Origin of the sequence: Klebsiella sp. 10982 (assembly GCF_048589245.1) — a bacterium.
GTDB lineage: Bacteria > Pseudomonadota > Gammaproteobacteria > Enterobacterales > Enterobacteriaceae > Klebsiella > Klebsiella quasivariicola.
This window is the reverse complement of the sequence record NZ_JBMAXV010000002.1, coordinates 165394-191794: the sequence shown is the minus strand read 5'-3', so window position 1 is coordinate 191794 and position 26401 is coordinate 165394. Positions and strand designations below refer to the sequence as shown.

General features: G+C 58.6%; 26 protein-coding genes. 19 read left to right on the top strand and 7 right to left on the bottom strand.

Annotated features, from left to right (window positions below):
* The first annotated feature begins 106 nt into the window (after positions 1-106).
* The 3 genes from ACKLKD_RS02505 (at position 107) to ACKLKD_RS02495 (ending at position 4023) form a co-directional block, all read left to right on the top strand.
* Positions 107-3163, top strand: a complete 3057-nt coding sequence (locus ACKLKD_RS02505) for an FAD-binding and (Fe-S)-binding domain-containing protein (protein ID WP_025712052.1) — start codon at positions 107-109, stop codon at positions 3161-3163.
* Complete coding sequence (menI, locus tag ACKLKD_RS02500) at positions 3160-3570, top strand: 1,4-dihydroxy-2-naphthoyl-CoA hydrolase (protein WP_025712054.1); 411 nt, start codon at positions 3160-3162, stop codon at positions 3568-3570. Before ACKLKD_RS02505 ends, menI begins: the two co-directional genes overlap by 4 nt.
* 204 nt (positions 3571-3774) lie before the next feature.
* Positions 3775-4023: a GlsB/YeaQ/YmgE family stress response membrane protein gene (locus ACKLKD_RS02495; protein ID WP_002909014.1), complete on the top strand. Its 249-nt coding sequence runs from the start codon at positions 3775-3777 to the stop codon at positions 4021-4023.
* Positions 4024-4130: 107 nt separating this feature from the next.
* Here the strand turns inward: ACKLKD_RS02495 and ACKLKD_RS02490 are convergent, their stop codons facing one another.
* Positions 4131-4436, bottom strand: coding sequence for a hypothetical protein (locus ACKLKD_RS02490; RefSeq protein WP_025712055.1), 306 nt, complete (start codon positions 4434-4436; stop codon positions 4131-4133).
* Between the two features lie 591 nt (positions 4437-5027).
* Between ACKLKD_RS02490 and ACKLKD_RS02485 the strand changes: the two genes are divergently transcribed.
* Together ACKLKD_RS02485 and ACKLKD_RS02480 are read left to right on the top strand one after the other, a co-directional pair.
* Positions 5028-6005 carry a DUF1852 domain-containing protein gene (locus ACKLKD_RS02485; RefSeq protein ID WP_025712056.1) on the top strand — a complete coding sequence of 326 codons (978 nt, stop codon included), beginning with the start codon at positions 5028-5030 and terminating at the stop codon, positions 6003-6005.
* 24 nt (positions 6006-6029) lie between these two features.
* Positions 6030-7061, top strand: coding sequence for a methionine synthase (locus ACKLKD_RS02480; RefSeq protein ID WP_025712057.1), 1032 nt, complete (start codon positions 6030-6032; stop codon positions 7059-7061).
* 53 nt (positions 7062-7114) lie between these two features.
* Here ACKLKD_RS02480 and ACKLKD_RS02475 read toward each other — a convergent pair whose 3' ends face one another.
* Positions 7115-8026, bottom strand: a complete 912-nt coding sequence (locus tag ACKLKD_RS02475; RefSeq protein ID WP_087805177.1) for a LysR family transcriptional regulator — start codon at positions 8024-8026, stop codon at positions 7115-7117.
* 96 nt (positions 8027-8122) lie between these two features.
* Between ACKLKD_RS02475 and ACKLKD_RS02470 the strand changes: the two genes are divergently transcribed.
* The 4 genes from ACKLKD_RS02470 to ACKLKD_RS02455 all read left to right on the top strand — a co-directional run bounded on the left by ACKLKD_RS02470 (position 8123) and on the right by ACKLKD_RS02455 (position 14088).
* Complete coding sequence (locus ACKLKD_RS02470) at positions 8123-9124, top strand: NAD-dependent epimerase/dehydratase family protein (RefSeq protein WP_087805179.1); 1002 nt, start codon at positions 8123-8125, stop codon at positions 9122-9124.
* Between the two features lie 76 nt (positions 9125-9200).
* The gene (locus ACKLKD_RS02465; protein ID WP_087805182.1) at positions 9201-9815 is read left to right on the top strand and encodes a TetR/AcrR family transcriptional regulator; all 615 of its coding nucleotides are present in this window, start codon (positions 9201-9203) and stop codon (positions 9813-9815) included.
* Positions 9816-9889: 74 nt separating this feature from the next.
* Positions 9890-10999 (top strand): efflux RND transporter periplasmic adaptor subunit, encoded by a 1110-nt coding sequence (locus tag ACKLKD_RS02460; protein ID WP_087805184.1) that lies wholly within the window; start codon positions 9890-9892, stop codon positions 10997-10999.
* Positions 10996-14088 (top strand): efflux RND transporter permease subunit, encoded by a 3093-nt coding sequence (locus tag ACKLKD_RS02455; RefSeq protein ID WP_087805186.1) that lies wholly within the window; start codon positions 10996-10998, stop codon positions 14086-14088. The genes ACKLKD_RS02460 and ACKLKD_RS02455 overlap by 4 nt, the downstream gene beginning before the upstream one ends.
* 23 nt (positions 14089-14111) lie before the next feature.
* On the opposite strand, the gene lldD is transcribed toward ACKLKD_RS02455, so the two are convergent.
* A complete protein-coding gene (gene lldD / locus ACKLKD_RS02450) occupies positions 14112-15296 on the bottom strand; it encodes an FMN-dependent L-lactate dehydrogenase LldD (protein ID WP_025712063.1) in 1185 nt (394 codons plus the stop codon).
* A gap of 378 nt (positions 15297-15674) precedes the next feature.
* Here lldD and ACKLKD_RS02445 point away from each other — a divergent pair, with 378 nt between their 5' ends.
* The 8 genes from ACKLKD_RS02445 (at position 15675) to ldtE (ending at position 22948) form a co-directional block, all read left to right on the top strand.
* The gene (locus ACKLKD_RS02445; RefSeq protein ID WP_004203090.1) at positions 15675-15872 is read left to right on the top strand and encodes a hypothetical protein; all 198 of its coding nucleotides are present in this window, start codon (positions 15675-15677) and stop codon (positions 15870-15872) included.
* Positions 15873-16337: 465 nt separating this feature from the next.
* Entirely contained in the window at positions 16338-16715 is a 378-nt protein-coding gene (sufA, locus tag ACKLKD_RS02440) for a Fe-S cluster assembly scaffold SufA (protein WP_025712064.1), read from the top strand.
* A gap of 2 nt (positions 16716-16717) precedes the next feature.
* Complete coding sequence (gene sufB / locus ACKLKD_RS02435) at positions 16718-18205, top strand: Fe-S cluster assembly protein SufB (RefSeq protein WP_025712065.1); 1488 nt, start codon at positions 16718-16720, stop codon at positions 18203-18205.
* A 16-nt stretch (positions 18206-18221) separates the two neighbouring features.
* Complete coding sequence (sufC, locus tag ACKLKD_RS02430; protein ID WP_025712066.1) at positions 18222-18968, top strand: Fe-S cluster assembly ATPase SufC; 747 nt, start codon at positions 18222-18224, stop codon at positions 18966-18968.
* Complete coding sequence (sufD, locus tag ACKLKD_RS02425; RefSeq protein ID WP_080896709.1) at positions 18943-20217, top strand: Fe-S cluster assembly protein SufD; 1275 nt, start codon at positions 18943-18945, stop codon at positions 20215-20217. The genes sufC and sufD overlap by 26 nt, the downstream gene beginning before the upstream one ends.
* Complete coding sequence (gene sufS / locus ACKLKD_RS02420; RefSeq protein WP_025712068.1) at positions 20214-21434, top strand: cysteine desulfurase SufS; 1221 nt, start codon at positions 20214-20216, stop codon at positions 21432-21434. Before sufD ends, sufS begins: the two co-directional genes overlap by 4 nt.
* An 11-nt stretch (positions 21435-21445) precedes the next feature.
* Complete coding sequence (gene sufE, locus ACKLKD_RS02415; RefSeq protein WP_025712069.1) at positions 21446-21862, top strand: cysteine desulfuration protein SufE; 417 nt, start codon at positions 21446-21448, stop codon at positions 21860-21862.
* 99 nt (positions 21863-21961) lie between these two features.
* Positions 21962-22948 carry a L,D-transpeptidase LdtE gene (gene ldtE, locus ACKLKD_RS02410; RefSeq protein WP_025712070.1) on the top strand — a complete coding sequence of 329 codons (987 nt, stop codon included), beginning with the start codon at positions 21962-21964 and terminating at the stop codon, positions 22946-22948.
* A gap of 61 nt (positions 22949-23009) precedes the next feature.
* On the opposite strand, the gene ACKLKD_RS02405 is transcribed toward ldtE, so the two are convergent.
* From ACKLKD_RS02405 to ACKLKD_RS02395, 3 genes are all read right to left on the bottom strand, one after another.
* Positions 23010-23246, bottom strand: a complete 237-nt coding sequence (locus ACKLKD_RS02405; protein WP_002908860.1) for a major outer membrane lipoprotein — start codon at positions 23244-23246, stop codon at positions 23010-23012.
* A 311-nt stretch (positions 23247-23557) separates the two neighbouring features.
* Positions 23558-24970 carry a pyruvate kinase PykF gene (pykF, locus tag ACKLKD_RS02400; protein WP_025712072.1) on the bottom strand — a complete coding sequence of 471 codons (1413 nt, stop codon included), beginning with the start codon at positions 24968-24970 and terminating at the stop codon, positions 23558-23560.
* 7 nt (positions 24971-24977) lie between these two features.
* Positions 24978-25163: a hypothetical protein gene (locus ACKLKD_RS02395; protein ID WP_418268519.1), complete on the bottom strand. Its 186-nt coding sequence runs from the start codon at positions 25161-25163 to the stop codon at positions 24978-24980.
* Between ACKLKD_RS02395 and ACKLKD_RS02390 the strand changes: the two genes are divergently transcribed.
* Both ACKLKD_RS02390 and fumD read left to right on the top strand, forming a co-directional pair.
* Entirely contained in the window at positions 25108-25239 is a 132-nt protein-coding gene (locus ACKLKD_RS02390; RefSeq protein WP_042929241.1) for a hypothetical protein, read from the top strand. The two genes, ACKLKD_RS02395 and ACKLKD_RS02390, sit on opposite strands and share 56 nt — an antisense overlap.
* A gap of 236 nt (positions 25240-25475) precedes the next feature.
* Entirely contained in the window at positions 25476-25688 is a 213-nt protein-coding gene (fumD, locus tag ACKLKD_RS02385) for a fumarate hydratase FumD (protein WP_087805187.1), read from the top strand.
* A 17-nt stretch (positions 25689-25705) separates the two neighbouring features.
* Here fumD and ACKLKD_RS02380 read toward each other — a convergent pair whose 3' ends face one another.
* On the bottom strand, positions 25706-26344 hold the full coding sequence (locus ACKLKD_RS02380) for a TetR family transcriptional regulator (RefSeq protein ID WP_025712074.1): 639 nt from the start codon (positions 26342-26344) through the stop codon (positions 25706-25708).
* Positions 26345-26401 lie beyond the last annotated feature (57 nt).

The following is a 26401-nucleotide window of genomic DNA, read 5'->3' as shown; positions in this document are numbered from 1 at the left end:
CGCATATGAAAAAAATGTGATAAAAAGTTGAATGCGCTACGCAAACGTTTAGTTAGCACCAACACAATATTTTCAAACACAACATAGTCAGGCAGGGTCAAGTGTGATGATCCCACAAATTTCTCAGGCGCCAGGGGTAGTTCAGCTGGTGCTGAATTTTTTGCAGGTACTGGAGCAACAGGGTTTTACCGGCGATACCGCCACCAGCTATGCCGACAGGCTGACGATGGCTACCGACAACAGCGTCTATCAGCTGCTGCCGGATGCAGTCCTTTTTCCGCGTTCTACAGCGGACGTGGCCTTGCTGGCGCGCGTCGCCGCGGAACCACGCTTTAAATCGCTGATCTTTACCCCGCGCGGCGGCGGCACCGGCACCAACGGCCAGGCGCTGAACGGCGGGATTATTGTCGATATGTCCCGCTATATGAATCGCATCATCGAGATTAACCCCGAAGAGGGCTGGGTGCGCGTCGAAGCCGGGGTCATCAAAGATCAGCTGAACCAGTTTCTTAAGCCCTATGGCTACTTCTTTTCCCCGGAGCTTTCCACCAGCAACCGCGCCACGCTGGGCGGGATGATAAACACCGACGCGTCCGGACAGGGATCGCTGGTGTACGGTAAAACGTCAGATCACGTGCTCGGCCTGCGGGCGGTGCTGATGGGTGGCGATATCCTCGATACCCAGGCGGTGCCGGTGGCGCTGGCGGAGACGCTGGGCAACACCCCATCGACGATTGGCCGGATCTACAGCACGGTCTACCAGCGCTGCAAGGCGCAGCGTGAACTGATCATTGATAAGTTTCCCAAACTCAACCGCTTTCTCACCGGATACGATCTGCGCCACGTCTTTAACGACGAGATGAGCGAGTTCGACCTGACCCGTATCCTGACCGGTTCAGAAGGCACGCTGGCATTTATTACCGAAGCGCGGCTGGATATCACCCGCCTGCCGAAGGTGCGCCGCCTGGTCAACGTCAAATATGACTCCTTTGACTCTGCGCTGCGTAACGCGCCCTTTATGGTCGAAGCGAAAGCCCTGTCGGTGGAAACTGTTGACTCTAAAGTCCTCAATCTGGCGCGCGAAGATATCGTCTGGCATTCGGTGAACGAACTGATCACCGATGTGCCGGATAAAGAAATGCTCGGGCTCAATATCGTCGAGTTCGCCGGAGATGACGCGGCGCTGATTGACCAGCAGGTCACCACCCTGTGCCAGCGGCTGGATGAGCTGATGGCCGGTAGCGAGGCGGGCGTCATCGGCTGGCAGGTCTGTCACGATCTCGATGGCGTGGAGCGTATCTACGCCATGCGCAAGAAGGCCGTCGGCCTGTTGGGCAATGCTAAGGGTGCCGCTAAGCCGATCCCGTTTGCCGAGGATACCTGCGTACCACCCGAACACCTGGCGGATTATATTGTCGAGTTCCGCGCGCTGCTCGACAGCCACGGCCTGAGCTACGGCATGTTTGGCCACGTGGATGCCGGGGTGCTGCACGTGCGCCCGGCGCTGGATATGTGCGATCCGCAGCAGGAGGTGCTGATGAAGCAGATCTCCGACGACGTGGTGGCGCTGACGGCGAAGTATGGTGGCCTGCTGTGGGGCGAACATGGCAAAGGCTTCCGTGCGGAGTACAGCCCGGCGTTCTTTGGCGAGGCGCTGTACGGCGAACTCAGGAAAATCAAAGCGGCCTTTGATCCCGATAACCGACTGAATCCGGGGAAAATCTGTCCTCCGGAAGGCGTTGATGCCCCGATGATGAAAGTCGATGCGGTGAAGCGCGGTACCTGGGATCGGCAGATCCCCATCGCGGTGCGCAGCAGCTGGCGCGGGGCGATGGAGTGCAATGGCAACGGGTTGTGCTTCAACTTTGACGTCAAGAGCCCGATGTGTCCGTCGATGAAAGTCAGCAACCAGCGCATCCACTCGCCGAAAGGGCGGGCGACGCTGGTCCGCGAATGGCTGCGCCTGCTGGCCGACCGCGGCGTCGATCCCAACCAGCTGGAGAAGGCGCTGCCGGAGCAGGGCGTCAGCCTGCGTTCGCTGGTAGCCCGCACGCGAAACAGCTGGCATGCGCGCAAAGGCGAATATGACTTCTCGCACGAGGTCAAAGAGGCGATGTCCGGCTGTCTGGCCTGTAAAGCCTGTTCGACCCAGTGCCCAATTAAAATCGATGTTCCGGAGTTTCGCTCTCGCTTCCTGCAGCTGTATCACAGCCGCTATTTGCGTCCGGTGCGCGATCATCTGGTCGCGTCGGTCGAATCCTATGCGCCGCTGATGGCGCAGGCGCCGAAGACCTTTAACTTCTTCATTAACCAGCCGTGGCTGAAAAAGCTGTCGGAGAAGCACATCGGGATGGTTGATCTGCCGCTGCTTTCGGCGCCGTCGCTGAAGCAGCAGATGGCCGGCCACCGCTCTGCCAACATGACCCTGGAGCAGCTCGAAGCGCTGAGCGCTGAGCAGAAAGCGAAGATGGTGCTGGTGGTGCAGGATCCGTTCACCAGCTACTACGACGCCCAGGTGGTGGCTGACTTTATTCGCCTCGTCGAAGCGCTAGGCTATCAGCCGGTGCTGCTGCCATTCTCGCCGAACGGCAAAGCGCAGCATATCAAAGGGTTCCTCACCCGCTTCGCGCGCACCGCGCAGAAGACGGCGGACTTCCTCAACCGCGTGGCGCAGCTGGGCATGCCGCTGGTGGGTGTCGATCCGGCGCTGGTGCTTTGTTACCGTGATGAGTACAAGCAAGCGCTCGGCGACAAGCGCGGCGATTTTCAGGTGCTGTTAGTGCATGAGTGGTTGCCGAAGGCCCTGACGACGGCTGCCCGTCCGGATCAGGGAGGGGAGCCCTGGTACCTGTTCGGCCACTGTACGGAAGTGACCGCGCTACCGGCGGCGACGAAACAGTGGGCCGATATTTTTGCCCACTTTGGCGCAAAACTGGAAAACGTCAGCGTCGGGTGCTGCGGGATGGCAGGCACCTATGGGCATGAGGTGAAAAACCATGCCAACTCGCTGGCTATTTACGCGCTCTCCTGGCAACAGGCGATGCAGCGGCTGCCGCGTAACCGCTGTCTGGTGACGGGCTACTCCTGCCGCAGTCAGGTGAAGCGCATTGAAGGCAGCGGCGTTCGCCACCCGCTGCAGGCGTTACTGGAGATAATAGGATGATTTGGAAACGTCAGGCCACGCTGGAGCAGCTCAACCGGCTCGGTGAGGGAAATATGGTAGGGCTGCTGGATATTCGCTTTGAGACGTTTACCGACGACACGCTGGAGGCGACCATGCCAGTGGATGGCCGCACCCAGCAGCCGTTTGGCCTGCTGCACGGCGGAGCGTCGGTGGTGCTGGCGGAGACCCTGGGGTCGGTGGCGGGTTATCTGTGCAGCGAAGGCGAACAGAAGGTGGTGGGGCTGGAGGTTAATGCCAACCACATTCGTTCGGCCCGCGGAGGCCGGGTGCGCGGGGTGTGCAAGGCGCTGCACGTAGGCGCTCGCCATCAGGTCTGGCAAATTGAGATTTTCGATGAACAGGCGCGATTGTGTTGCGCCTCGCGGTTAACCACCGCGGTAATATAAGTTCATCATCGGGGAGGCGAATAGCCTCCCACTTTTTAGGGTAATCAGCGAGGATGATTTGTCAGCGTGAGATATTTTGTCATCCGAGCCACCGCGCCGCGGCAAGGAATTATCTAATAAATATATAATTGCCGATCCACTCTCGTTATATATGCTACTCTTTTCAATACTAAATGCTTAAAGGTAACAAGAGGACGGTTAACCATGGGTATTCTTTCCTGGATCATTTTTGGACTTATTGCCGGTATTTTAGCCAAGTGGATTATGCCGGGGAAAGACGGCGGCGGGTTTATTGTAACGGTTATTCTGGGGATCATCGGTGCGGTGGTCGGCGGCTGGATCAGTACCCTGTTTGGTTTTGGTAAGGTCGATGGCTTTAATTTCGGTAGCTTCGTGGTAGCGGTTATCGGTGCGCTGGTCGTGCTGTTTATCTACCGTAAAGTGCGTAGCTAATCACCAGCCAGTCTGCTTTAACGACGTAAACAAAGGCTGCCGCGATAAGCGGCAGCTTTTTTTATGGCTCGCGGCAAAGTGGAATGCCGTCAGCACTTTCAGTCGGCTCACTCTCCAACGGGCACCACCTCAACGTGAACTTCGTAGTGTTTCGCCTGACTGGCGGGGATCAACGTGGTCAGTTTGTTAATGGTTTCCACCGGCGTATCGGTCGCTACCGTGGCCGAAAACAGCACCGGTCTGTGCGGCGGAAGCTGCGGCGGGAACGGCGGCAGCGGGCCACGGCCCATCTCCAGCGGAGGGCGGGCTCCGTTATCAACGGCGGGCGCCGGGACGTCGGTTTTATCGGCCGCAAAGGCGCTGGCGGCGGCAACCGCGGCGATAGCGAACAGGGCAGTTAGCGCTTTTTTCATCTGGTATTCCTCCATAAGCAAGTAGCAAAAGAGTAGAGGGCGGCGGCAGGCAGGACAATCCCATACGGCGCGAATCCTCTGAATCTCCTTTTTTCTTCGCGAATGTGAAGGTCAGATGAGAGCTTGTGTCATTGGGGAAGCATCTTAGTTCAGCAGCACGCTCATAATGAGCAGCACGGCCATGCACATCGACATAATACTGATATCAACAATCATTATTTACGACAACAGCTCCAGCTAAACGGGTACGGCGGCAACGTCAAAGCACGTATTAGAATGGTTAAAGATTGTACCCTGGTATACATTCACCGAACAAATGATTATTGACCGGACGCTGCTTAAACTGGCGTCTGTGATCGCGGCGCAATGGCGCACGCCCGTTCCGCACCTCGCTATCGCCAGCGAACGGACCAACATGAGGATGGCTCATGTTGCAATGAATTTAAGTCGCTTTCCCTCCATCGCTGACTCTGGCAAAAATAGACTCATTAACGAATCAACAACATTTATCGGTTGAAGCGCGCCAGGCCTGACTTTGCCTTGCCTGGGAGAGTATTACGCTTATGCCCGACACCAGGATGGACTATCGCCATGAATAACGAATTTACCTATACGATTACCCGCAGCCGGTTTGATGAAAATTATAACCCTGCGGAAAATACGCGTATTACCACCAACTTTGCCAATTTAGCCAGAGGGGAGAACCGTCAGGAAAATCTGCGCAATACGTTAATCATGATGAATAACCGCTTTAATACCCTGGCGCACTGGGATAATCCCCACAGCGATCGTTATGCGATCGAACTGGATATTATTTCTGTCGAGATGAATATTGCTCAGGAGGCCAGCTTTCCGGTAATAGAGATCCTGCAAACGCATATTGTCGATAACAAGACCGGTGAACGCCATGCCGGCATCGTCGGCAATAACTTCTCCTCCTATGTCCGGGATTATGATTTTAGCGTGCTGCTGCTGGAACATAATAAAGACCAGAGTACCTTCAGCGTGCCGGAAAACTTTGGCGAGCTGCATGGCAATATCTTTAAAGATTTCGTGCAATCCAGTGCCTGGCGGGCCAGCTTCAGCAAGGCGCCGGTGATTTGCCTGAGCGTGTCCAGTAAAGATGTGTATCGCCGCACCGGCAATGAACATCCGGTCCTCGGCATTGAATATGCTCAGGAAGGTGTCTCGCTGACCGAGCGCTATTTCAGCAAAATGGGTCTGCAGGTGCGCTATTTTATGCCGAAACACAGCGTTGCGCCGTTGGCCTTTTATTTTACCGGCGATCTGCTCAGCGATTACACCAGCCTGGAACTGATCGCAACCATCAGCACGATGGAGACGTTTCAGAAAATATATCGCCCGGAGATTTACAATGCCAATTCCGCGGCAGGCCAATACTATCAGCCCAATCTTCATCACCAGGATCATTCATTAACCAAAATTGTTTATGACCGGGAAGAGCGCAGCCTGCTGGCGATAGAGCAGGGTAAATTTACCCAACAGCATTTTATTAATCCGCACAAGACGTTGCTTGAGCAATGGTCTGCTAATTTCGCGCTGTGCTAATTTAAAAACAGAAGGTTCCTTATTATGAAAACATGGCTTCCCACTTCGACCGCCGGCAGTTTACCGAAACCCTCCTGGCTGGCGCAGCCAGAAACGTTGTGGTCGCCCTGGAAACTGTCCAGCGAAGAATTACTGGCCGGCAAGCGCGACGCCCTGCGTTTATCCCTCGATGACCAGCTGCGCGCCGGGATCGATATCGTCAGCGACGGCGAGCAAACGCGTCAACACTTTGTCACGACCTTTATTGAGCACCTCAGCGGCGTTGATTTTACCAAACGCGAGATCGTGAAAATTCGTAACCGCTATGAGGCGAGCGTCCCGACGGTGGTAGGCGCCGTGGAGCGCCAGAAACCGGTCTTCGTGGAGGACGCACGCTATTTGCGCCAGCTCACTCGCCAGCCGATTAAATGGGCGCTGCCGGGCCCGATGACGATGATTGATACCCTGTATGACAACCACTATAAAAGCCGGGAAAAACTGGCCTGGGAGTTTGCCAAAATCCTCAATCAGGAGGCGAAAGAGCTCGAGGCCGCCGGGGTTGATATTATTCAGTTCGATGAGCCTGCCTTTAACGTCTTCTTCGATGAAGTCAACGACTGGGGGATCGCCGCGTTAGAACGCGCCACCGAAGGGCTGAAGTGTGAGACGGCGGTCCATATCTGCTACGGCTATGGCATCAAGGCGAATACCGACTGGAAAAAGACGCTGGGCTCCGAGTGGCGCCAGTATGAAGAAGCCTTCCCGCAACTGCAGAAGTCGTCCCTCGATATTATCTCTCTCGAGTGCCATAACTCGCGGGTGCCGATGGACCTGCTGGAACTGATCCGCGGTAAAAAAGTGATGGTCGGGGCGATCGATGTCGCCAGCCATGCTATCGAAACCCCGGAAGAGGTGGCCGGTACCCTGCGCAAGGCGCTGGCGTTCGTCGATGCCGATAAACTCTACCCATCCACCAACTGCGGTATGGCGCCGCTGCCGCGCCATGTCGCGACCGGCAAACTGCATGCTCTGAGCGCCGGCGCCGAGATCGTTCGCCGCGAGCTGGCGGCCAGGTAAGGCGGGGGCGTTCCCGCGACCTTCCCCGGGCGAGACAGGCGTGCGCCCGGGGATCAGCTCGTCATCGGGCCGGCGATGTACGCCTGCAACCCCTGGGCGAGAAAATCAAATACCCGCTTGCAGGCGGGACTGTGACGCAGGTCCTCATGCATCACCAGCCAGGTGTCAAGATCCAGAGAAAAGTCGGCTGCCAGCACTCGCTGCAGGGGAATAATGCCATTAGCAAGGGGCACCTGGCAGATGCCAATCCCCGCCCCGGCGCGGATCAGGTTCAGCTGGGCGAGGTCGCTATCGGTCCGCATCGCGAAGGCCTCGCGCTGAAAACGGGGGTAGCGCGCCAGGGCCCGGCGAACGAGGGGCGTGGCGCTGTCAAAACCAATCAGCGCGTGGCAGGCCAGATCGTCAAGGGTAGCGGGCTGCCCCTGGCGCGTCAGGTAGGCGGCGGTAGCATGTAACCCAAGCTCGATCCTGCCGAGACGGCGGGCGATAAGCTGCTCCTGCTGCGGCGCGACCATCCGCACTGCGATATCCGCCTCCCGGTGAAGCAGATCCTGAACACGATTGGAGAGCATCAGCTCGATGACGATAAGCGGGCACGCTTGCCTGAGCCGGGCAACCAGCGGCGGCAGCACCTCGGCGCCGACCACCTCGCTGGCGGCCACCCGCACCACCCCCCGCAGATCGGCGCTGTCGCGACTAAAGTTAGCCGCCGTGCGTGCCAGCGCCCGGGCGGTGTTGTCCATTGCCTCGGCGTGTACCCGCAGCGCCAGCGCCGCGTCGGTCGCCAGCAGGCCGGTCTGCGAGCGGGTAAATAAAGCCTGGCCGAGCGCGGCCTCCAGCCCGGCAATATGGCGCCCCGCCGTCGGCTGGGTGATGTTCAGGGTGCGCGATGCGCCTGATAAGGAGCCTTCCTGCAGCACGGCGAGAAAAGTTCGGTACCACTCCCAGGGAATAGAGGTATTCATACAAAAATGTATAGCTGCTCGATGATGGTATGCAATTTCATTTGATATGAGCCGCAGGTAGGCTGTCAAGCATCCATTCGCACACGGGGAAAGATGATGAACAGCAGCGGCAAGGTCCTTATTCTGGGAGCAAGCGGGGGCATCGGCGGGGAAGTGGCGCGCCGGCTGGTGGCGAACAACTGGCAGGTTCGGGCGCTGAAGCGCGGGGCTCAGATTCGCGATCCCGCTGATGGCATCCAGTGGATAGCAGGCGACGCGCTGGATGTCGGACAGGTTGCGGCGGCGGCTGCCGGTTGCGACGTTATCGTCCATGCGGTGAACCCGCCGGGCTACCGGCACTGGCGGCAGCAGGTACTGCCCATGCTGCGCAACACCCTGCAGGCTGCCGAACGGCAGCAGGCGTTAGTTGTCCTGCCCGGCACAGCCTACAACTATGGACCGGATGCGTTTCCGCTGATTGATGAAGCGGCCCCTCAGCAACCGGTGACCCGTAAAGGCGCTATTCGGGTGGAGATGGAGCAGGCGCTGGAGGATTACGTGCAGCGCGGTGGCCGGGTGTTGATTGTCCGGGCGGGGGATTTTTTTGGTCCGCGTGCCGGGAATAACTGGTTTTCTCAGGGGCTGATCAAGCCTGGCCAGCTTCCTCGCATCATTCGCTACCCGGGGACAATCGGCGTAGGGCATCAGTGGGCCTGGCTGCCCGACGTCGCCGCCACCATTGCCGCGTTGCTGGCCCGCCGACATGAGCTTGAGCCGTTTGCCCGCTTTCATATGCAGGGCCACTGGGACCCGGACGGCAGCGAAATGAGTCAGGCTATCCAGCGGGTGGTCGCCCGCTATGGCGGCAGGGCGGCAGTGAAATCCTTTCCCTGGTGGCTGGTGAAGCTGGCTGCGCCCTTCAACGCCACTCTGCGCGAAATGGTCGAGATTCAGTATCTCTGGCGTCTGCCGGTACGCCTGCGCAACGATAAACTGGTTGATTTTCTGGGCGCGGAGCCGCATACCCCACTCGACAGCGCGGTGCTTCAGACGCTGCAAGGCCTGGGGTGTCTGCCCGCTGGCGAGATAAACACCGAGACGTGCGAGAGCGGATCATAGCCAGGGGTGATATTGTGACTAAATCATAATAACGTCACTCGTTGTCAAACGACAACGATCGCATTAAGCTAAACGGATGACGAAAAATACCCCCACCCCTGCAAGCCGTGGTCCCCATGACCACAGCGTTCGGGACCAGATTCTTGACGCGGCCATGGCGCACTTTAGTCGCTATGGCTATGAGAAAACGACGGTCACCGATCTCGCCAAAGCGATAGGCTTTTCCAAAGCCTATATCTATAAATTCTTCGATTCCAAGCAGGCGATTGGCGAGGCGATTTGCGCCAGCCGGCTGGAGAGGATCATGGTGGCTGTCAGCGAGGCCATCGCCGATGCGCCCTCCGCCAGTGAGAAACTGCGCCGCCTGTTCCGGGCGCTGACCGAGGCCGGCAGTGAACTGTTTTTCGAGGATCGCAAACTGTACGACATCGCCGCCGTCGCGGCGCGCGATAAATGGCCTTCAACGGAACAGTATGCCGGTCATCTGCAGCAGCTGATTGGTCAAATCCTTGTCGAAGGCCGCCAGGCGGGTGAGTTCGAGCGCAAAACCCCGCTGGATGAGGCGACCCTGGCGGTCTATATGGTGATGTGTCCTTTCATCAACCCGGTGCAGTTGCAATACAATCTCGACACCGCCCCCACCGCGGCGGTGTTGCTTTCCTCCCTGATCCTGAGAAGTCTCTCCCCCTGATTAGTGACCATTGACTTTATTGGTCACTCGTCTGAGAATGCGCTCACCATCCGGTCTTTTCATTAAGGTGACCCATGCTCAGGCTCAACGCCGTCCATTTTGCCGTCTGCTTCCTGCCGCTGGCCCTCGCGGGCTGCGGCGAACCTGCCGATCATGACGACCCCCGCATCCGGCCGCCGCTGGTTCGGGTAGCGACCGTCGAGCGCGCTGAGGCCAGCTCGCGGGCCTTTACCGGCGTGGTGGTGGCCCGAACTCAAAGCGATCTCGGCTTCAGGGTGTCGGGAAAAATCCTTGCCCGGCTGGTGGAGACCGGGCAGAGCGTCAGGCACGGTCAACTGCTGCTGCGCCTGGATCCGGCTGACTTAACCCTGCAGGCGCAGTCGCAACAGCGGGCCGTGGATGCTGCGCGGGCGCGGGCCAGGAAAGCGGCCAACGATCTGGCCCGCTATCGCGGCCTGGTGGCGAGCGGCGCCGTTTCGGCCGCGGAGTTTGACCAGATTAACGCCGCGGCAGAGGCGGCGAGAGCCGACCTGAGCGCGGCTCAGGCGCAGGCCAATGTAGCGCAAAACGCCACCGGCTATGCCGGACTGCTGGCAGACGCTGACGGCGTGGTAGTGGAAACGCTCGCCGAGCCGGGGCAGGTGGTCAGCGCCGGGCAGGTGGTGATCCGCCTGGCGCGGGCGGGGCAGCGTGAGGCGCGAGTTCAGCTGCCGGAGACGCTGCGCCCGGCGGTCGGCAGCGAGGCGCTGGCGACACGCTATGGCAGCGAATCTCAGCCGGTCACCGCGACCCTGCGACTGCTTTCGGACGCGGCTGACGCCACCACCCGCACCTTTGAAGCGCGCTACGTGCTGAACGGCGCCCTGGCCAACGCCCCGCTGGGATCTACCGTGACCCTGCGCATCGGCAACGGCCAGGCGCCAGGCGAGGTGCTGGAGGTGCCCCTGGCGTCGCTCTACGATCCGGGCAACGGCCCTGGCGTCTGGCGCATTGCCTCCCGTCCGGCTACCGTCTCCTGGCAACCGGTGACCGTGCTCGGCCTGAATGATGAAACGGCGCGGGTGAGCGGCCCGCTGAAGCCCGGCGAACCGATCGTCGCCCTGGGCGCCCATCTCCTGCACCAGGGTGAAGTGGTGCGGCTGGCGGAACGACGCGAGCATGATGCCGCCGGGAGCCAGCCATGAGCGTCGGGCGTTTTAACCTCTCCGCGCTGGCCGTCCGCGAGCGGTCGGTGACCCTGTTTTTAATTATCCTCATCTCCGTTGCCGGGCTGGTGGCGTTCTTCGGACTCGGGCGGGCGGAAGATCCGCCCTTCACGGTCAAGCAAATGACGGTCATTACCGTCTGGCCCGGCGCCACCGCCCAGGAGATGCAGGATCAGGTCGCCGAGCCGCTGGAAAAACGGCTCCAGGAGCTGAAGTGGTACGATCGCACTGAGACCTATACCCGCCCTGGCATGGCGTTGATCACCCTGTCGCTGCAGGACCAGACACCGCCTTCCGAGGTGCCGGAGCAGTTTTATCAGGCGCGCAAAAAGCTGGGCGACGAGGCGAAAAACCTGCCTGCCGGCGTCTCCGGCCCGATGATGAATGACGAATTCGCCGATGTCACCTTCGCCCTTTTTGCCCTGAAAGCGCGGGGTGAACCGCCGCGGCAGCTGGTGCGTGACGCCGAAGCCCTGCGCCAGCGGTTGCTGCATGTTCCCGGGGTGAAAAAAGTGAATATTCTCGGTGAACAGGCGGAACGCATTTATCTCTCGTTTTCTCATGACCGTCTCGCCACCCTGGGCCTCTCGCCAGAGGCGATTTTCGCCGCGCTGAACAGCCAGAATGTGCTGACCGCGGCCGGGGCCATCGAGACCCGGGGCGGGCAGATCTTTATCCGCCTCGATGGGGCGTTCGACCGCCTGCAGCCGATCCGCGACACGCCGATTATTGCCGGGGGCAGAACGCTGAAACTGGCCGATGTCGCCACGGTTGAGCGGGGATATGAAGATCCCGCGACCTTCCTGATCCGCCATCAGGGCGAACCGGCGCTGCTGCTGGGGGTGGTGATGCGCGAGGGCTGGAATGGCCTGGCGCTGGGGAAAGCGCTGGATGCCGAAACGGTCAGCATCAATCAGGACCTGCCGCTCGGCATGTCGTTGAGCAAAGTGACCGATCAGTCGGTGAATATCAGCGCCGCGGTCGATGAGTTCATGATCAAATTCTTTGTCGCCCTGCTGGTGGTGATGGCGGTGTGCTTTGTCAGCATGGGGTGGCGCGTGGGCGTGGTGGTCGCGGCGGCGGTGCCTTTAACCCTGGCCGTGGTGTTTGTGGTGATGGAGGCGACCGGCAAAAACTTCGATCGCATTACGCTTGGCTCGCTGATCCTCGCCCTGGGCCTGCTGGTGGATGATGCCATCATTGCCATCGAAATGATGGTGGTCAAAATGGAGGAGGGGTACGACCGCCTTAAAGCCTCGGCCTATGCCTGGAGCCATACCGCGGCGCCCATGCTGGCCGGTACCCTGGTGACGGCCGTGGGCTTTATGCCCAATGGATTTGCGCAGTCCACCGCCGGGGAGTACGCCAGCAACGTGTTCTGGATCGTCGGTATCGCGCTGATTGCCTCCTGGATTGTGGCGGTGATTTTTACCCCGTGGCTGGGGGTGCACCTGTTGCCGGACAGAAAGCCCGCGGCGGCAGGCCACGCCGCGCTGTATGACACCCCGCGCTATCAGCGTTTCCGTCGGCTGCTGACCCGGGTGATCGCCCGCAAATGGCGCGTGGCCGCCAGCGTGGTGGTGTTATTTATCGTGGCGATACTGGGCATGAGCGTGGTGAAAAAGCAGTTTTTCCCCACCTCCGATCGCCCGGAAGTGCTGGTTGAAGTGCAGCTGCCTTACGGGTCGTCGATTAGCCAGACCAGCGCCGCGACGGCGAAAATTGAGCACTGGCTGCAGCAGCAACCGGAGGCGAAGATTGTCACCAGCTATATCGGCCAGGGCGCACCGCGCTTTTACCTGGCGATGGCCCCGGAGTTGCCCGATCCCTCCTTCGCCAAACTGGTGGTGTTGACCGACGGGCAGGATGCCCGCGAGGCGCTCAAGCGGCGGCTGCGGGAGGCGGTGGCCAATGGCCTGGCGCCGGAAGCGCGGGTGCGCGTCACTCAGCTGGTGTTTGGCCCTTATTCGCCTTATCCGGTCGCCTGGCGGGTAATGGGACCCGATCCGCACACTCTGCGCGACATCGCCGATCGGATTAAATCGGTGCTGCAGGCCAGTCCGCTGATGCGCACCGTCAATACCGACTGGGGGTCGCGGGTGCCAGTGATGCATTTCAGCCTCAATCAGGACCGGCTGCAGGCGAGCGGACTCAGCTCCCAGTCTGTCGCCCAGCAGCTGCAGTTCCTGCTGTCAGGGATCCCCATCACCACCGTCCGGGAAGATATTCGCGCCGTGCAGGTCATCGGGCGCGCAGCGGGCGATATCCGGCTGGACCCGGCGAAAATCGCCGACTTCACCCTGGTGGGTAGCGGCGGGCAGCGGGTTCCCTTGTCACAGATTGGCGACGTGGCGATCAGAATGGAGGACCCGCTGCTTCGCCGTCGCGATCGCATGCCGACCATCACCGTCCGGGGAGATGTCGCGGATAACCTGCAGCCGCCGGATGTCTCCACCGCGCTGATGAAACCGCTGCAGCCCATTATCGACGCGCTGCCGCCGGGGTATCGCATAGAGACGGCGGGGTCGATCGAGGAGTCAGGCAAAGCCACGCGGGCGATGGTGCCGTTATTTCCCATCATGATCGCCCTCACGCTGCTGATCATTATCCTGCAGGTGCGTTCGCTGTCGGCGATGGTCATGGTTTTCCTCACCGCGCCGCTGGGGCTGATTGGCGTGGTGCCGACACTGCTGCTGTTCAATCAGCCGTTTGGCATCAATGCCCTGGTGGGCCTGATTGCACTATCGGGGATCCTGATGCGCAATACGCTGATCCTGATTGGCCAAATTCATCATAACGAGCAGGCGGGGCTCGATCCGTTTCACGCGGTGGTGGAGGCGACGGTGCAGCGCGCCCGCCCGGTTCTGTTGACCGCGCTGGCAGCGATCCTGGCGTTCATTCCGCTCACCCATTCGGTCTTCTGGGGAACGCTGGCCTATACGTTGATCGGCGGGACGCTGGGGGGAACCATCATGACCCTGATCTTCCTGCCAGCCATGTACGCGATCTGGTTCCGCATCCGTCCGGTGCCGGCGGTACAACAGCCGGCGCTGAATGCTCAGGGGTAACCCGGGCCTGGCCAGGGATGCGGTCAGGCGGTTAGGGATACCGGCACCGCCTGGGTGCGGTGTTGGTCCCGTTCGAGGCGGTCGAGGCAATCGAGGCTGATGGCCGATGGCGAGGTCGCGCCGGTGAGGGTCATGGTGACCTTCATATCCTCGGCAAATAAGTGCAGCAGATGCGCCACGCCCGCTTCGCCCGCCGCGGCCAGGGCATAAATATAGGCCCGACCGAGCAGCACGCCCTTCGCGCCGAGGGCCAGCAGGCGAATGACGTCCACGCCGGATCGCACTCCGGAGTCCGCAAGTACCGTCAGATCGTCACCGACCGCGTCCACCACCCTTGGTAGCGCCCTGGCAGTGGGGATGGCGCCATCGAGCTGTCTGCCGCCATGATTCGACACCACAATGCCATCGGCGCCGAGGCGCACGGCATTGCGCGCATCGTCGGCATCGAGGATCCCTTTGATGATTAATTTCCCTTGCCAGCTGTCGCGGATCCACTCCAGATCGTGCCAGGCGATGGACGGGTCGAAGTTGTTGCTGATGAACCCCATATAGTCGTTCATGGTCATTTTATGGCCGGTGTAGGCTTCGATATTACCAAACGACAAAGGCCTGCCCGCCAGCCCGACGTTCATTGCCCAGCGTGGATGAGTACAGGCCTGGAGATACTGTCGCAGGGTGGCGTGCGGCCCGGACATCCCTGAGCGGTTATCGCGATACCGCGAGCCGGGGATCGGCATATCGACGGTGAATACCAGGGTTTTCATGCCAGCAGCCCACGCGCGCTCCAGCGCATTGCGCATGTAGCCGCGATCTTTCAGCACGTACAGCTGGGACCAGAGCGCGCCGCTGGCCTGGCTTGCCACCTCTTCAATGGAGCAGACCGACACCGTGGATAAGGTGTACGGGATGCCTGCGCGGGAGGCGGCGCGGGCCGCCTGGACTTCGCCGCGGCGGGCGTACATTCCGGTGGCGCCGACCGGCCCCAGCGCCACGGGCATCGCCCATGCTGCATCAAGGATCGTGGTGGCCAGCGTCGGTTCGCCCGCCCCGCACAGCACGCGCTGGCGAAGGGCTACCGAGGCAAGCTCGGTAGCGTTGGCGTTCATGGTATTTTCCGCCACCGCGCCACCGTCAATATAATCAAACAGAAAGCGTGGCAGACGGCGGCGAGCGGCTTCGCGATAATCACTGGGGGCTGAAACAATCATTATTATGTCCTTATCTTTTTAAACCTAAGTGGATGTTCTGCAGGTAAAAAAACTATAGGCTTCTGAAAAACGCGGGGGAAATGAAATATTAGCATCCTCGCTATTCCCTGAGGGAATAATCCAGAATTATCGCTGCGGGTATTATTTCGTTTTAGGGTCAGGCGGCAACGACGTTATTTTGTTTATTTTCGCGCAACGTGAAGCCGGCAAAATAAAGACCCGGCATGAGGCGACAGCGCTTTGCGCCATCGCCACCAGGGGGAAGGAGAGGTCAGCGCGGCGCCCGCGTTTTCCGGGAGGTGTAAAGAAGATGAATTTGAAATTGAGCTGGTGGTATCTTTTGCTAGCCTTTCTGAGGAGGACAGACGGAGCGATAGCATGAAAGATAAAGACGAACAAACGGCATTGATTGGCATGGCCATCGGCGCGGCGGTCATTAGCTTAGTGGCTACACAGAAGCAGATTAATCAAGGGAGTATCGTGGATGAACTGGTGAGACTGGGCAGACAGAAGGGGGACGGGGTGGAAGATGAGGTTTTTGTTCAAGCCGCCCGCCTGGTCAGAAAAGGCACCTAGCCAGCCGCTACCCTGCCAGGCAATCCCTTTACCCGTTTCATCACGGTTTTCATTGCCGTGATCGCAGCCAGGCGAGCTGCGATTGTCTCTTGCCGAAAGCGTCACAGGCTGGCGCTTTCTCATCCTGAACGACTGGCTCTGCGCCTTATCGGCCTTTAGGTGACGCTGTCACTTTTCCTTCTCCCGCTTGCCCGATAAACAGGAACCGGGTCATCTGCTATTGCATAAATCGGTATTTTCGATACATCTTTACCATTGCGTGCGGATATAGAACGATTTCAGAATAACATATTATAAATCAAAAGATTAAGTTCACCCTGCCCACCCTGATAATCCCCGGGCGAGGGTCTATGCTTATAAAAAGCGCTAAAGGGGGCAATACCCCTGCTGCAGAAGGGTTGAAGTGATAATCATTATCACTAACATGGCGGTATGCCTTGATGGCGCCAACCTGGAGGTCTATCGATGGAAGTACAAGCAGGAACCTTTAATCCCGCCGATTTCAGCTGGCAGGGACTGACCATGACGCCGGCCGCTGCCGCGCATATCCGCGATCTGATGCGCAAGCAGCCGGACAAAAAAGGGCTACGGCTGGGGATCAAAACCAGCGGCTGCGCCGGTTTTGCCTATGTGCTCGAAATGATTGCCGAGCCGGCAGCCGACGATCTGCTCTTTGAGTCTGACGGGGCGAAGCTGTGGGCACCGCTGCAGGCGATGCCGTTCATTGACGGCACGGAGCTGGATTACGTCCGGGAAGGTTTAAATGAAATCTTTAAATTTCATAACCCGAAAGCGCAGCACGAATGCGGCTGTGGCGAAAGTTTTGGGGTGCAGGCGGAGTAACTATGTCGCGTAATACTGAAGCAACTGACGATGTCAAAACCTGGACCGGCGGCCCGCTCAACTACAAAGAAGGCTTTTTTACTCGCCTGCAAACCGATGAGCTGGCCAAAGGCATTAATGAAGAGGTCGTTCGGGCTATCTCCGCTCGCCGCAATGAGCCGCAGTGGATGCTGGAATTTCGGCTCAATGCCTACCGGGCATGGCTGGAAATGGAGGAGCCGCACTGGCTGAAGGCGCATTACGATAAGCTGAATTATCAGGATTACAGCTACTATTCCGCTCCCTCCTGCGGTAACTGCGATGACACCTGCGCCTCCGAGCCCGGCGCGGTGCAGCAGACCGGGGCCAATACCTTCCTGACCAGCGAGGTGGAAGAAGCCTTTAACCAGCTGGGCGTGCCGGTACGTGAAGGGCGCGAGGTGGCGGTGGATGCGATATTCGACTCGGTGTCGGTGGCGACCACCTACCGCGAAAAGCTGGCCGAGCAGGGGATCATCTTCTGTTCTTTCGGCGAGGCGATCCACGACCATCCGGAACTGGTGAAAAAGTATCTTGGGACCGTAGTGCCAGGCAACGACAACTTTTTTGCCGCGCTGAACGCTGCGGTCGCTTCTGATGGCACCTTTATCTACGTGCCGAAAGGCGTCCGCTGCCCGATGGAGCTGTCGACCTATTTCCGTATCAACGCCGAAAAAACCGGGCAGTTTGAACGCACCATTCTGGTGGCCGATGAAGGCAGCTATGTGAGCTATATCGAAGGCTGCTCGGCGCCGGTGCGCGACAGCTATCAGCTGCACGCCGCGGTGGTGGAAGTCATCATCCATAAAGATGCGGAGGTGAAATACTCCACGGTGCAGAACTGGTTCCCCGGCGATAACAACACCGGCGGCATTCTCAACTTCGTCACCAAGCGTGCGCTGTGCGAAGGGGAGAACAGCAAGATGTCATGGACTCAGTCGGAAACCGGCTCGGCCATCACCTGGAAATACCCCAGCTGCATCCTGCGCGGCGATAACTCGATCGGCGAATTCTTCTCGGTAGCGCTGACCAGCGGTCACCAGCAGGCGGACACCGGCACCAAAATGATCCATATCGGTAAGAACACCCGCTCGACCATTATTTCGAAGGGGATCTCCGCCGGGCACAGCCAGAACAGCTATCGCGGGCTGGTCAAAATCATGCCGACCGCCACTAACGCCCGCAACTACACCCAGTGCGATTCGATGCTGATCGGCCCGGACTGCGGGGCCCATACCTTCCCGTATGTCGAATGCCGCAACAACAGCGCCCAGCTGGAGCACGAGGCGACCACCTCGCGGATTGGCGAAGATCAACTGTTCTACTGCCTGCAGCGAGGGATCAGTGAAGACGATGCCATCTCGATGATCGTCAACGGCTTCTGTAAAGACGTCTTCTCCGAACTGCCGCTGGAGTTCGCTGTAGAGGCGCAAAAATTGCTGGCCATTAGCCTTGAACACAGCGTCGGCTGATAATTAAGGAAAAAAGATGTTAAGTATTCAAGATTTACACGTCGCCGTCGAAGAGAAAGCGATCCTGCGCGGGCTCAACCTTGAGGTGCGCCCGGGCGAGGTCCACGCCATTATGGGGCCGAACGGCTCAGGCAAAAGTACGCTTTCGGCCACCCTGGCCGGTCGTGAGGATTACGAGGTCACCGGCGGGCGCATTGAGTTTAAGGGTAAAGACCTGCTGGAACTCGCCCCGGAAGATCGCGCCGGAGAAGGCATCTTTATGGCTTTCCAGTATCCGGTGGAAATTCCCGGCGTCAGCAATCAGTTCTTTCTGCAGACCGCGCTGAATGCCGTGCGCAACTATCGCGGCCAGGAGGCGCTGGATCGTTTCGATTTCCAGGATTTAATGGAAGAGAAAATCAAGCTGCTGAAGATGCCGGAAGATCTCCTGACCCGTTCGGTCAACGTTGGTTTCTCCGGCGGTGAGAAAAAGCGTAACGACATTCTGCAGATGGCGGTGCTTGAGCCTGAGCTGTGCATTCTCGATGAATCGGATTCCGGGCTGGATATTGATGCCCTGAAGATTGTCTCAGATGGCGTCAACTCGCTGCGCGACGGCAAACGCGCCTTTATCATCGTCACCCACTATCAGCGCATCCTTGACTATATCAAGCCGGATTACGTCCACGTGCTGTATCAGGGGCGGATCGTGAAGTCGGGCGATTTCACTCTGGTCAAACAACTGGAGGAGCAGGGCTATGGCTGGCTTACCGAACAGCAGTAACGCGCTGCAGCAGTGGCACCATCTGTTTGAAGCGCAGGCTGGCCAGCGTACGGCTGAGGCCAGCCAGCATCTGCAGCAGCTGCTGCGCCTGGGGCTGCCGACGCGCAAGCACGAGGACTGGAAATACACCCCGCTGGATGCGCTACTGAACGGCCGCTTTGTCGCTGAAGAGGGGGCGTCTCTCAGCGCTGAACAGCGCGATGCCCTGGCGCTGCCGCTGGATGCCTGGCGGCTAGTGTTTATCGACGGCCGCTACCATCCGGAGCTGAGCGACGATCTCGCCGCCAGCGGCGTGGAGGTTAGCGTTGATATCCAGCGCCAGCATCTGCCGGATGCTTTGCGTCCGGAGGTGTTTCTCCATCTCACCGAAAGTCTGGCGCAGACGGTGACCCGCCTTCGCGTACCGCGCAACCGTCGCCTGGATAAGCCGTTGCTGCTGATGCATATCACCCGCGGCCTGGCCGGCGAGGCGCTGAATACCGCCCATTATCGCCATCACCTGGCCCTGGAGAGCGGGGCGGAGGCGACTGTGGTCGAGCACTACCTCAGCCTCAATGAGCAGCCGCACTTCACCGGCGGGCGACTGACCATGACGGTGGCCGATAACGCGCATCTGCAGCATATCAAGCTGGCGTTTGAGAATGCGCTCAGCTACCACTTCGCCCATAACGACCTGCTGCTGGGCCGCGATGCCTCGGCTTTCAGCAGCAGTTTCCTGCTCGGCGGTCAGGTGCTGCGTCATCATACCAGCACCCGCCTCGGCGGCGAAAACAGCAACCTGCGCCTCAATTCGCTGGCGATGCCGGTGAACAATGAGGTCTGCGACAGCCGCACCTGGCTCGACCATCAGGTCGGCTACTGCACCAGCCGCCAGCTGCACAAAACCATCGTCAGCGATAAGGGCCGGGCGGTATTTAACGGGCTGATCAACGTCGCGCCGCACGCGCTGAAAACCGACGGCCAGATGACCAACAACAATCTGCTGCTCGGACGGCTGGCGGAGGTCGACACTAAACCGCAGCTGGAGATTTACGCCGATGACGTGAAATGCAGCCACGGGGCGACGGTGGGGCGCATTGACGAAGAACAGCTGTTCTATCTGCGCTCGCGCGGTATTGAACAGCAGGCGGCGCAGCAGATGATCCTCTATGCCTTCGCCGCCGAGCTCACCGAGGCTATCCGCAGCGATGCGCTCAGAGAGCAGGTGCTGGCGCGGATTGGACAGCGTTTGCCGGGAGGCACGGTATGACATTTTCAGTTGAACGGGTTCGCGCCGATTTTCCGGTACTCAGCCGGGAGGTTAACGGCCAGCCGCTGGTCTATCTTGACAGCGCCGCCAGCGCCCAGAAACCGGAAGCAGTGATCGACGCCGAAGCGGAATTTTATCGCCACGGCTATGCGGCGGTGCACCGCGGGATCCATACCCTCAGCGCGGAAGCCACCGCGCGAATGGAAGCCGTGCGCCAGCAGGCGGCCGGCTTCCTCAACGCCGGATCGGCGGAGGAACTGGTGTTTGTCCGCGGCACCACCGAAGGCATCAACCTGGTGGCCAACAGCTGGGGAAACGCCAACGTCGGCGCCGGGGATAACATCATCATCAGCGAGATGGAGCACCACGCCAACATTGTGCCGTGGCAGATGCTCTGCGCCCGGGTCGGGGCTGAGCTGCGGGTGATCCCCCTGAACCCGGACGGCACCCTGCAACTGGACGTCGTTCCGGGACTGTTTGATCAGCGTACCCGCCTGCTGGCGATTACCGAGGTTTCCAACGTGCTGGGGACGGAAAACCCGCTGGCGGCGCTGATTGCCCTCGCGCATCAGCATGGCGCGAAAGTGCTGGTGGATGGCGCCCAGGCGGTGATGCACCACCCGGTGGACGTCCAGGCGCTGGGCTGCGATTTTTATGTTTTCTCCGGACACAAACTGTATGGCCCAACCGGGATCGGCGTGCTCTACGCCCGGGCCGAACTGCTGCAGGCGATGCCGCCGTGGGAAGGGGGCGGGTCGATGATCGCCACCGTCAGCCTGACGGAGGGCACCACCTGGAATCAGGCGCCGTGGCGCTTTGAGGCCGGCACACCCAATACCGGGGGGATCATTGGCCTCGGCGCGGCGCTGACCTACGTCAGCCAGCTTGGGCTGACGCAGATTGCCGAGTATGAGCAGACCCTGATGCGCTACGCTCTCGATGCCCTGCGCGCGGTGCCGGATCTGATCCTTTACGGTCCCGCGCAGCGTAAAGGGGTGATTGCCTTTAACCTCGGTCAGCATCATGCCTATGACGTCGGCAGCTTCCTCGATAACTACGGGATCGCCGTGCGAACCGGCCACCACTGTGCGATGCCGCTGATGGCCCGGTATCAGGTACCGGCTATGTGTCGGGCCTCGCTGGCGATGTACAATACCACGGAAGAGGTGGACCGCCTGGTGGCCGGCCTCCAGCGGATCCACAAACTGTTAGGGTAAAGGACGTGACAATGGTGGCATTACCGGACAAAGACAAACTGTTGCGTAACTTTAGCCGTTGCGCCAACTGGGAAGAGAAGTATCTCTATATCATTGAGCTGGGCCAGCGGCTGGCGCCGCTAAGCCCCGAGGAGCACAGCCCGCAGCACATTATTCAGGGCTGCCAAAGCCAGGTGTGGATCGTGATGGACCAGGATCCCTCCGGCGTTATCACCTTGCGCGGCGACAGCGATGCGGCGATCGTCAAAGGGCTGATTGCCGTGGTGTTTATCCTTTATGACCGGATGACCGCTCAGGACATCACCGAGTTCGACGTGCGCCCGTGGTTTGAAAAAATGGCGCTCACCCAGCATCTCACCCCCTCCCGCTCGCAAGGCCTCGAAGCCATGATCCGCGCGATACGCGCGAAAGCCGCAAATATTAGCTAGAATAAACAGGTAGATTTCATTCTGTTACGTCCGGCAGGGGACTGACCCTGCCGCCGTTCAGTCTCCTGGCGTTTTATCAGCGAAAGAAGGAATCTCAGTATGAAACGCAAAACGATGATCACCTTAGCCCTTCTCAGCGCCCTTGGCGCCTCCACGGCCGCCTGGGCCGTTGATTACCCGCTTCCTCCCGCCAACAGTCGGCTGATTGGACAGAATCAGTACTGGACGGTCCAGGAGGGAGATCGCAACCTGCAGGCGATTGCGCGCCATTTCGATACCGCGGCGATGCTGATCCTCGAAGCCAACGATACGATTGCGCCGGTGCAGCCGAAGCCCGGCACCCAGGTCTTGATCCCTTCTCAGATGCTGCTGCCCGACGTGCCGAGGGAAGGCATTGTCGTCAACCTTGCCGAACTGCGGCTGTATTATTTCCCGCCGGGAGAGAATCAGGTGCAGGTCTATCCGCTGGGCATTGGCCAGTTAGGGCTGGAAACGCCGGAGATGACCACCCGCGTTGGGCAGAAGATCCCCAATCCGACCTGGACGCCCACCGCGGGCATCCGCGCGCGCTCGCTGGAAAAAGGGGTGACGCTGCCGGCGGTGGTGCCGGCCGGGCCGAACAATCCCCTGGGCCGCTATGCGCTGCGTCTGGCCTACGGTAACGGTGAATATTTGATTCATGGCACTAATGCCCCGGACAGCGTTGGGCTGCGCGTCAGCTCGGGCTGTATGCGAATGAACGCCGATGACATCAAAGCGCTGTTCAGCCAGGTGAAAACCGGGACGCCGGTACGGATTATCAATCAGCCGGTGAAGTTTGCCGTCGAACCGGATGGGAAACGCTACGTAGAGGTCCACAGGCCGCTATCGCAGACCGAAGGGGAAAACACCCGGACTATCGCTTACACGCTGCCTGCGGCGTTTCACGCCTTCGCAGAGGATAAAGCGGTAGATGACCTGCAGCTGAAAAAAGCGATGTCGAGAAGGGCGGGCTATCCGGTGGTGGTATCGGCGGGGGCGGGTAGCGCGGCGACGTCGCTGTCGGCGCAGAACAATTCGTCTGACAACGGCCTGCTTACCCAATAGCCCTCATCATGAGGGCAAAAAAAATGGCGCACAGAGTGCGCCATTTTTATTACCAGAACTCTTACTTACGGTAAGAGTGAGCCTGGTTGTCCAGACGCTGGTTAGCGCGAGCTGCGTCGTCTTTAGCAGCCTGAACGTCGGAACGCATTGCGTTCACGTCGTTGCTCAGCTGGTCAACTTTAGCGTTCAGAGTCTGAACGTCAGAAGACAGCTGATCGATTTTAGCATTGCTGGAGCAACCAGCCAGCAGAGTAGAACCCAGGATTACCGCGCCCAGTACCAGTTTAGTACGATTCATTATTAATACCCTCTAGATTGAGTTAATCTCCATGTAGCGTTACAAGTATTACACAAAGTTTTTTGGGATGAGAATATTTTTTTTACCTGAACGCACTTATTTTTGATCGTTCGCTCAAAGAAGCATCGAATTGAACAAAATCGCTGAAAAAGCCGAGTGAAAACAGCGCGCTTCCATCGGATTCATCTTAGATAATCTCTTATTAAATAGTAAATTCCGATTTGCATTTTTAATAGGAAGAGCTAATCAATGAATAAAAAAAGCGCCCCAAGAGGCGCTTTATTAAAAAAAACCAATTAACCTGTAAATTATTACAGCACGTGTACGGAAGCCGTATTAGTGGTACCACTCGGCACTAATGCGCCGGAGACCATCACTACCACGTCGCCTTTACGCGCGAGGCCGCTTTTCAGCGCCAGATCTTTGCCCAGATGATAGAAGTCATCGGTAGAGGCAATCTCTTCCACCAGCTGCGGCACAACGCCTTTGCTCAGCACCAGCTGGCGAGCAGTGGTTTCGTTGGTGGTCAGGGCCAGAATGGTGGCATCCGGGAAGTATTTGCGCACCGCGCGTGCGGATTTACCGCCCTGGGTGGCGACCACGATCAGCGGCGCTTCCAGTTTCTCAGCGGTTTCTACCGCGCCGCGGCACACCGCTTCGGTGATGCGCAGTTTACGGTTGTCGTTGTTGAAGTCCAGACGGCTGGTCATTACGCGGTCGGTACGTTCGCAGATGGTCGCCATGATAGTGACCGCTTCCAGCGGGTATTTACCTTTCGCGGATTCGCCGGACAGCATAACCGCATCGGTGCCGTCGAGAATGGCGTTAGCCACGTCGCCGGCTTCAGCGCGGGTCGGACGCGGGTTCTTGATCATGGAGTCCAGCATCTGGGTGGCGGTGATAACCACTTTACGCGCGCGGATACATTTTTCGATGATCATTTTCTGGGCGAAGATAACTTCTTCAACCGGGATCTCAACGCCCATGTCGCCACGAGCTACCATGATGCCGTCAGACGCTTCGAGGATTTCGTCGAAGTTGTTCAGGCCTTCCTGGTTTTCAATTTTGGAGATGATCTGGATGTTTTCGCCGCCGTGGGCTTTCAGGTGCTCACGGATTTCGACGACGTCAGAACGTTTACGGATGAAGGAGGCCGCGACGAAGTCCACGCCTTGTTCGCAACCGAAGATCAGGTCCTGTTTGTCTTTTTCCGCCAGCGCCGGCAGGGCGATGGAGACGCCAGGCAGGTTCACGCCTTTGTTCTCGCCAAGGTCGCCGTTGTTCAGCACTTTACAGATAACTTTGTTGCCTTCGATAGCCGTCACTTCCATGCCGATCAGACCGTCGTCCACCAGAACGGTGTTGCCGACGGTAAGGTCAGAGGTGAAGCCTTCATAGGTTACCGCGACGATTTCGTTATTACCGATGACGGATTTATCGGTGGTGAAGGTGAAGGTCTGGCCGGCTTTTAGGGAGACGTCATTGCCGCCTTCCAGCTTGATGGTACGAATTTCCGGTCCTTTGGTGTCCAGCAGAATAGCGGCTTTCTTACCGGTTTTGCTCATCACATTGCGCAGATTCTGGATGCGCTGACCGTGTTCCGCATAGTCACCGTGGGAGAAGTTCAGACGCATCACGTTCATGCCGGCTTCCAGCATTTTGGTCAGCATCTCTTCAGATTCGGTTTTCGGACCGATGGTGCAAACAATTTTGGTCTTTTTCATGACAGTTTTAGTCTTTAAGTTGTGAAGGATATGGAATTCGCGCTCCGCGGGCGCACTGCCGGGGAGCCAAACCTGTATTACGAAAGTTGCTAAGCCACGCCCTAAGGATAGGTGACAACCCCGGAGCGTGCAGAAGAATGTGTGCTGGCGGTTCAGCCCATGAAATGTGGCAAGGTGTTATGCGTTTTATCATGCAGTCCAATGCGCTGAAACCATTCAAGAAAGAATCGAAGCGCATTATACGCTGCCGAAATCAAAAAAGAAAATAAAAACCTCGTTTCAAAATATGGACAAAACGCGTAACAAAACCAGCACGATATGCATAAAACTACGCAACACATTTTTTCATCAGCCGGTATGAAAAGGGACGGCAGAACCGGTTTTTTCCCGCGCCTTGAGCAGATAAAACATGCCTTTGACCACGGCGGCGGGGGATGATTTGCGTTGCCGAAAAAATCTATCAATAATGAATTGATTGATAATGATAAAATGCGAGCCGAACTCAATGGGAAATAAAGCGAAAGACGACGGGCTGTACCAGGAAATGTGCCGCGTGGTGGGCAAAGTGGTACTGGAAATGCGTGACCTGGGCCAGGAGCCGAAACACATTGTCATCGCCGGCGTGCTACGCACCTCGCTGGCGAACAGCAAAATTCAGCGTTCGCCGCTTACCGTGGAGGCGATGACCAAAGTCATCCACGCCCTTTCCGGGCACTAACGTCTTACGCCTTCGGGTCAGGAAATCACGAAGCGGACCACCGCCCGGACGGCAATGTCGCAGTGGTGGGCCACCATCGCTTCATCGTCGATGGCCGGCAGCGGGTCGTCAAGATACAGGCTGCTGAAGGTATAGAAATTCGACACCTGATAGAAGCTGAAGCTGCTGATTAACCGGTGCACATCGCGCGCGTCAAGGCCCGCCTGGAAGACACCCTGCTGCTGGCCGCGCAGTAAAATATCTTCCAGAATCGACAGGGCGGTACGATTCAGCGGTTTCAGCTCACCCGAGGTTTTTAACCACTTGCCGCGCTGCATATTCTCCATGCAAATGACGCGCATATAGTCCGCATGGGTGGCGTGATAGCGCACGCTCCAGCGCACCAGCCGTACCAGCGCCTCCACCGGCGGTACATTCTCCAGCCCCAGCTGCTGCTCGGTTTCGCGGATCCGCGCATACACATGCTGCAGCACCTCCTGATAGAGCTGCTCTTTGTTTTTAAAGTAGTAGACCACCATGCGTTTAGTGGTCTGCGCCTCGGTGGCGATCTGCTCCATGCGGGCGCCTGACAGCCCGTGTTCGGCAAAGACGGCGATGGCAGCGCTGAAGATCCGCGCCTTCAGCGATTGTGCTTCATCATGAGCAACGACGGTCATGGCAACTCCTTTTTCTTGGGTGACAAAAAATACACATAATGATCACAATTTAGCAAC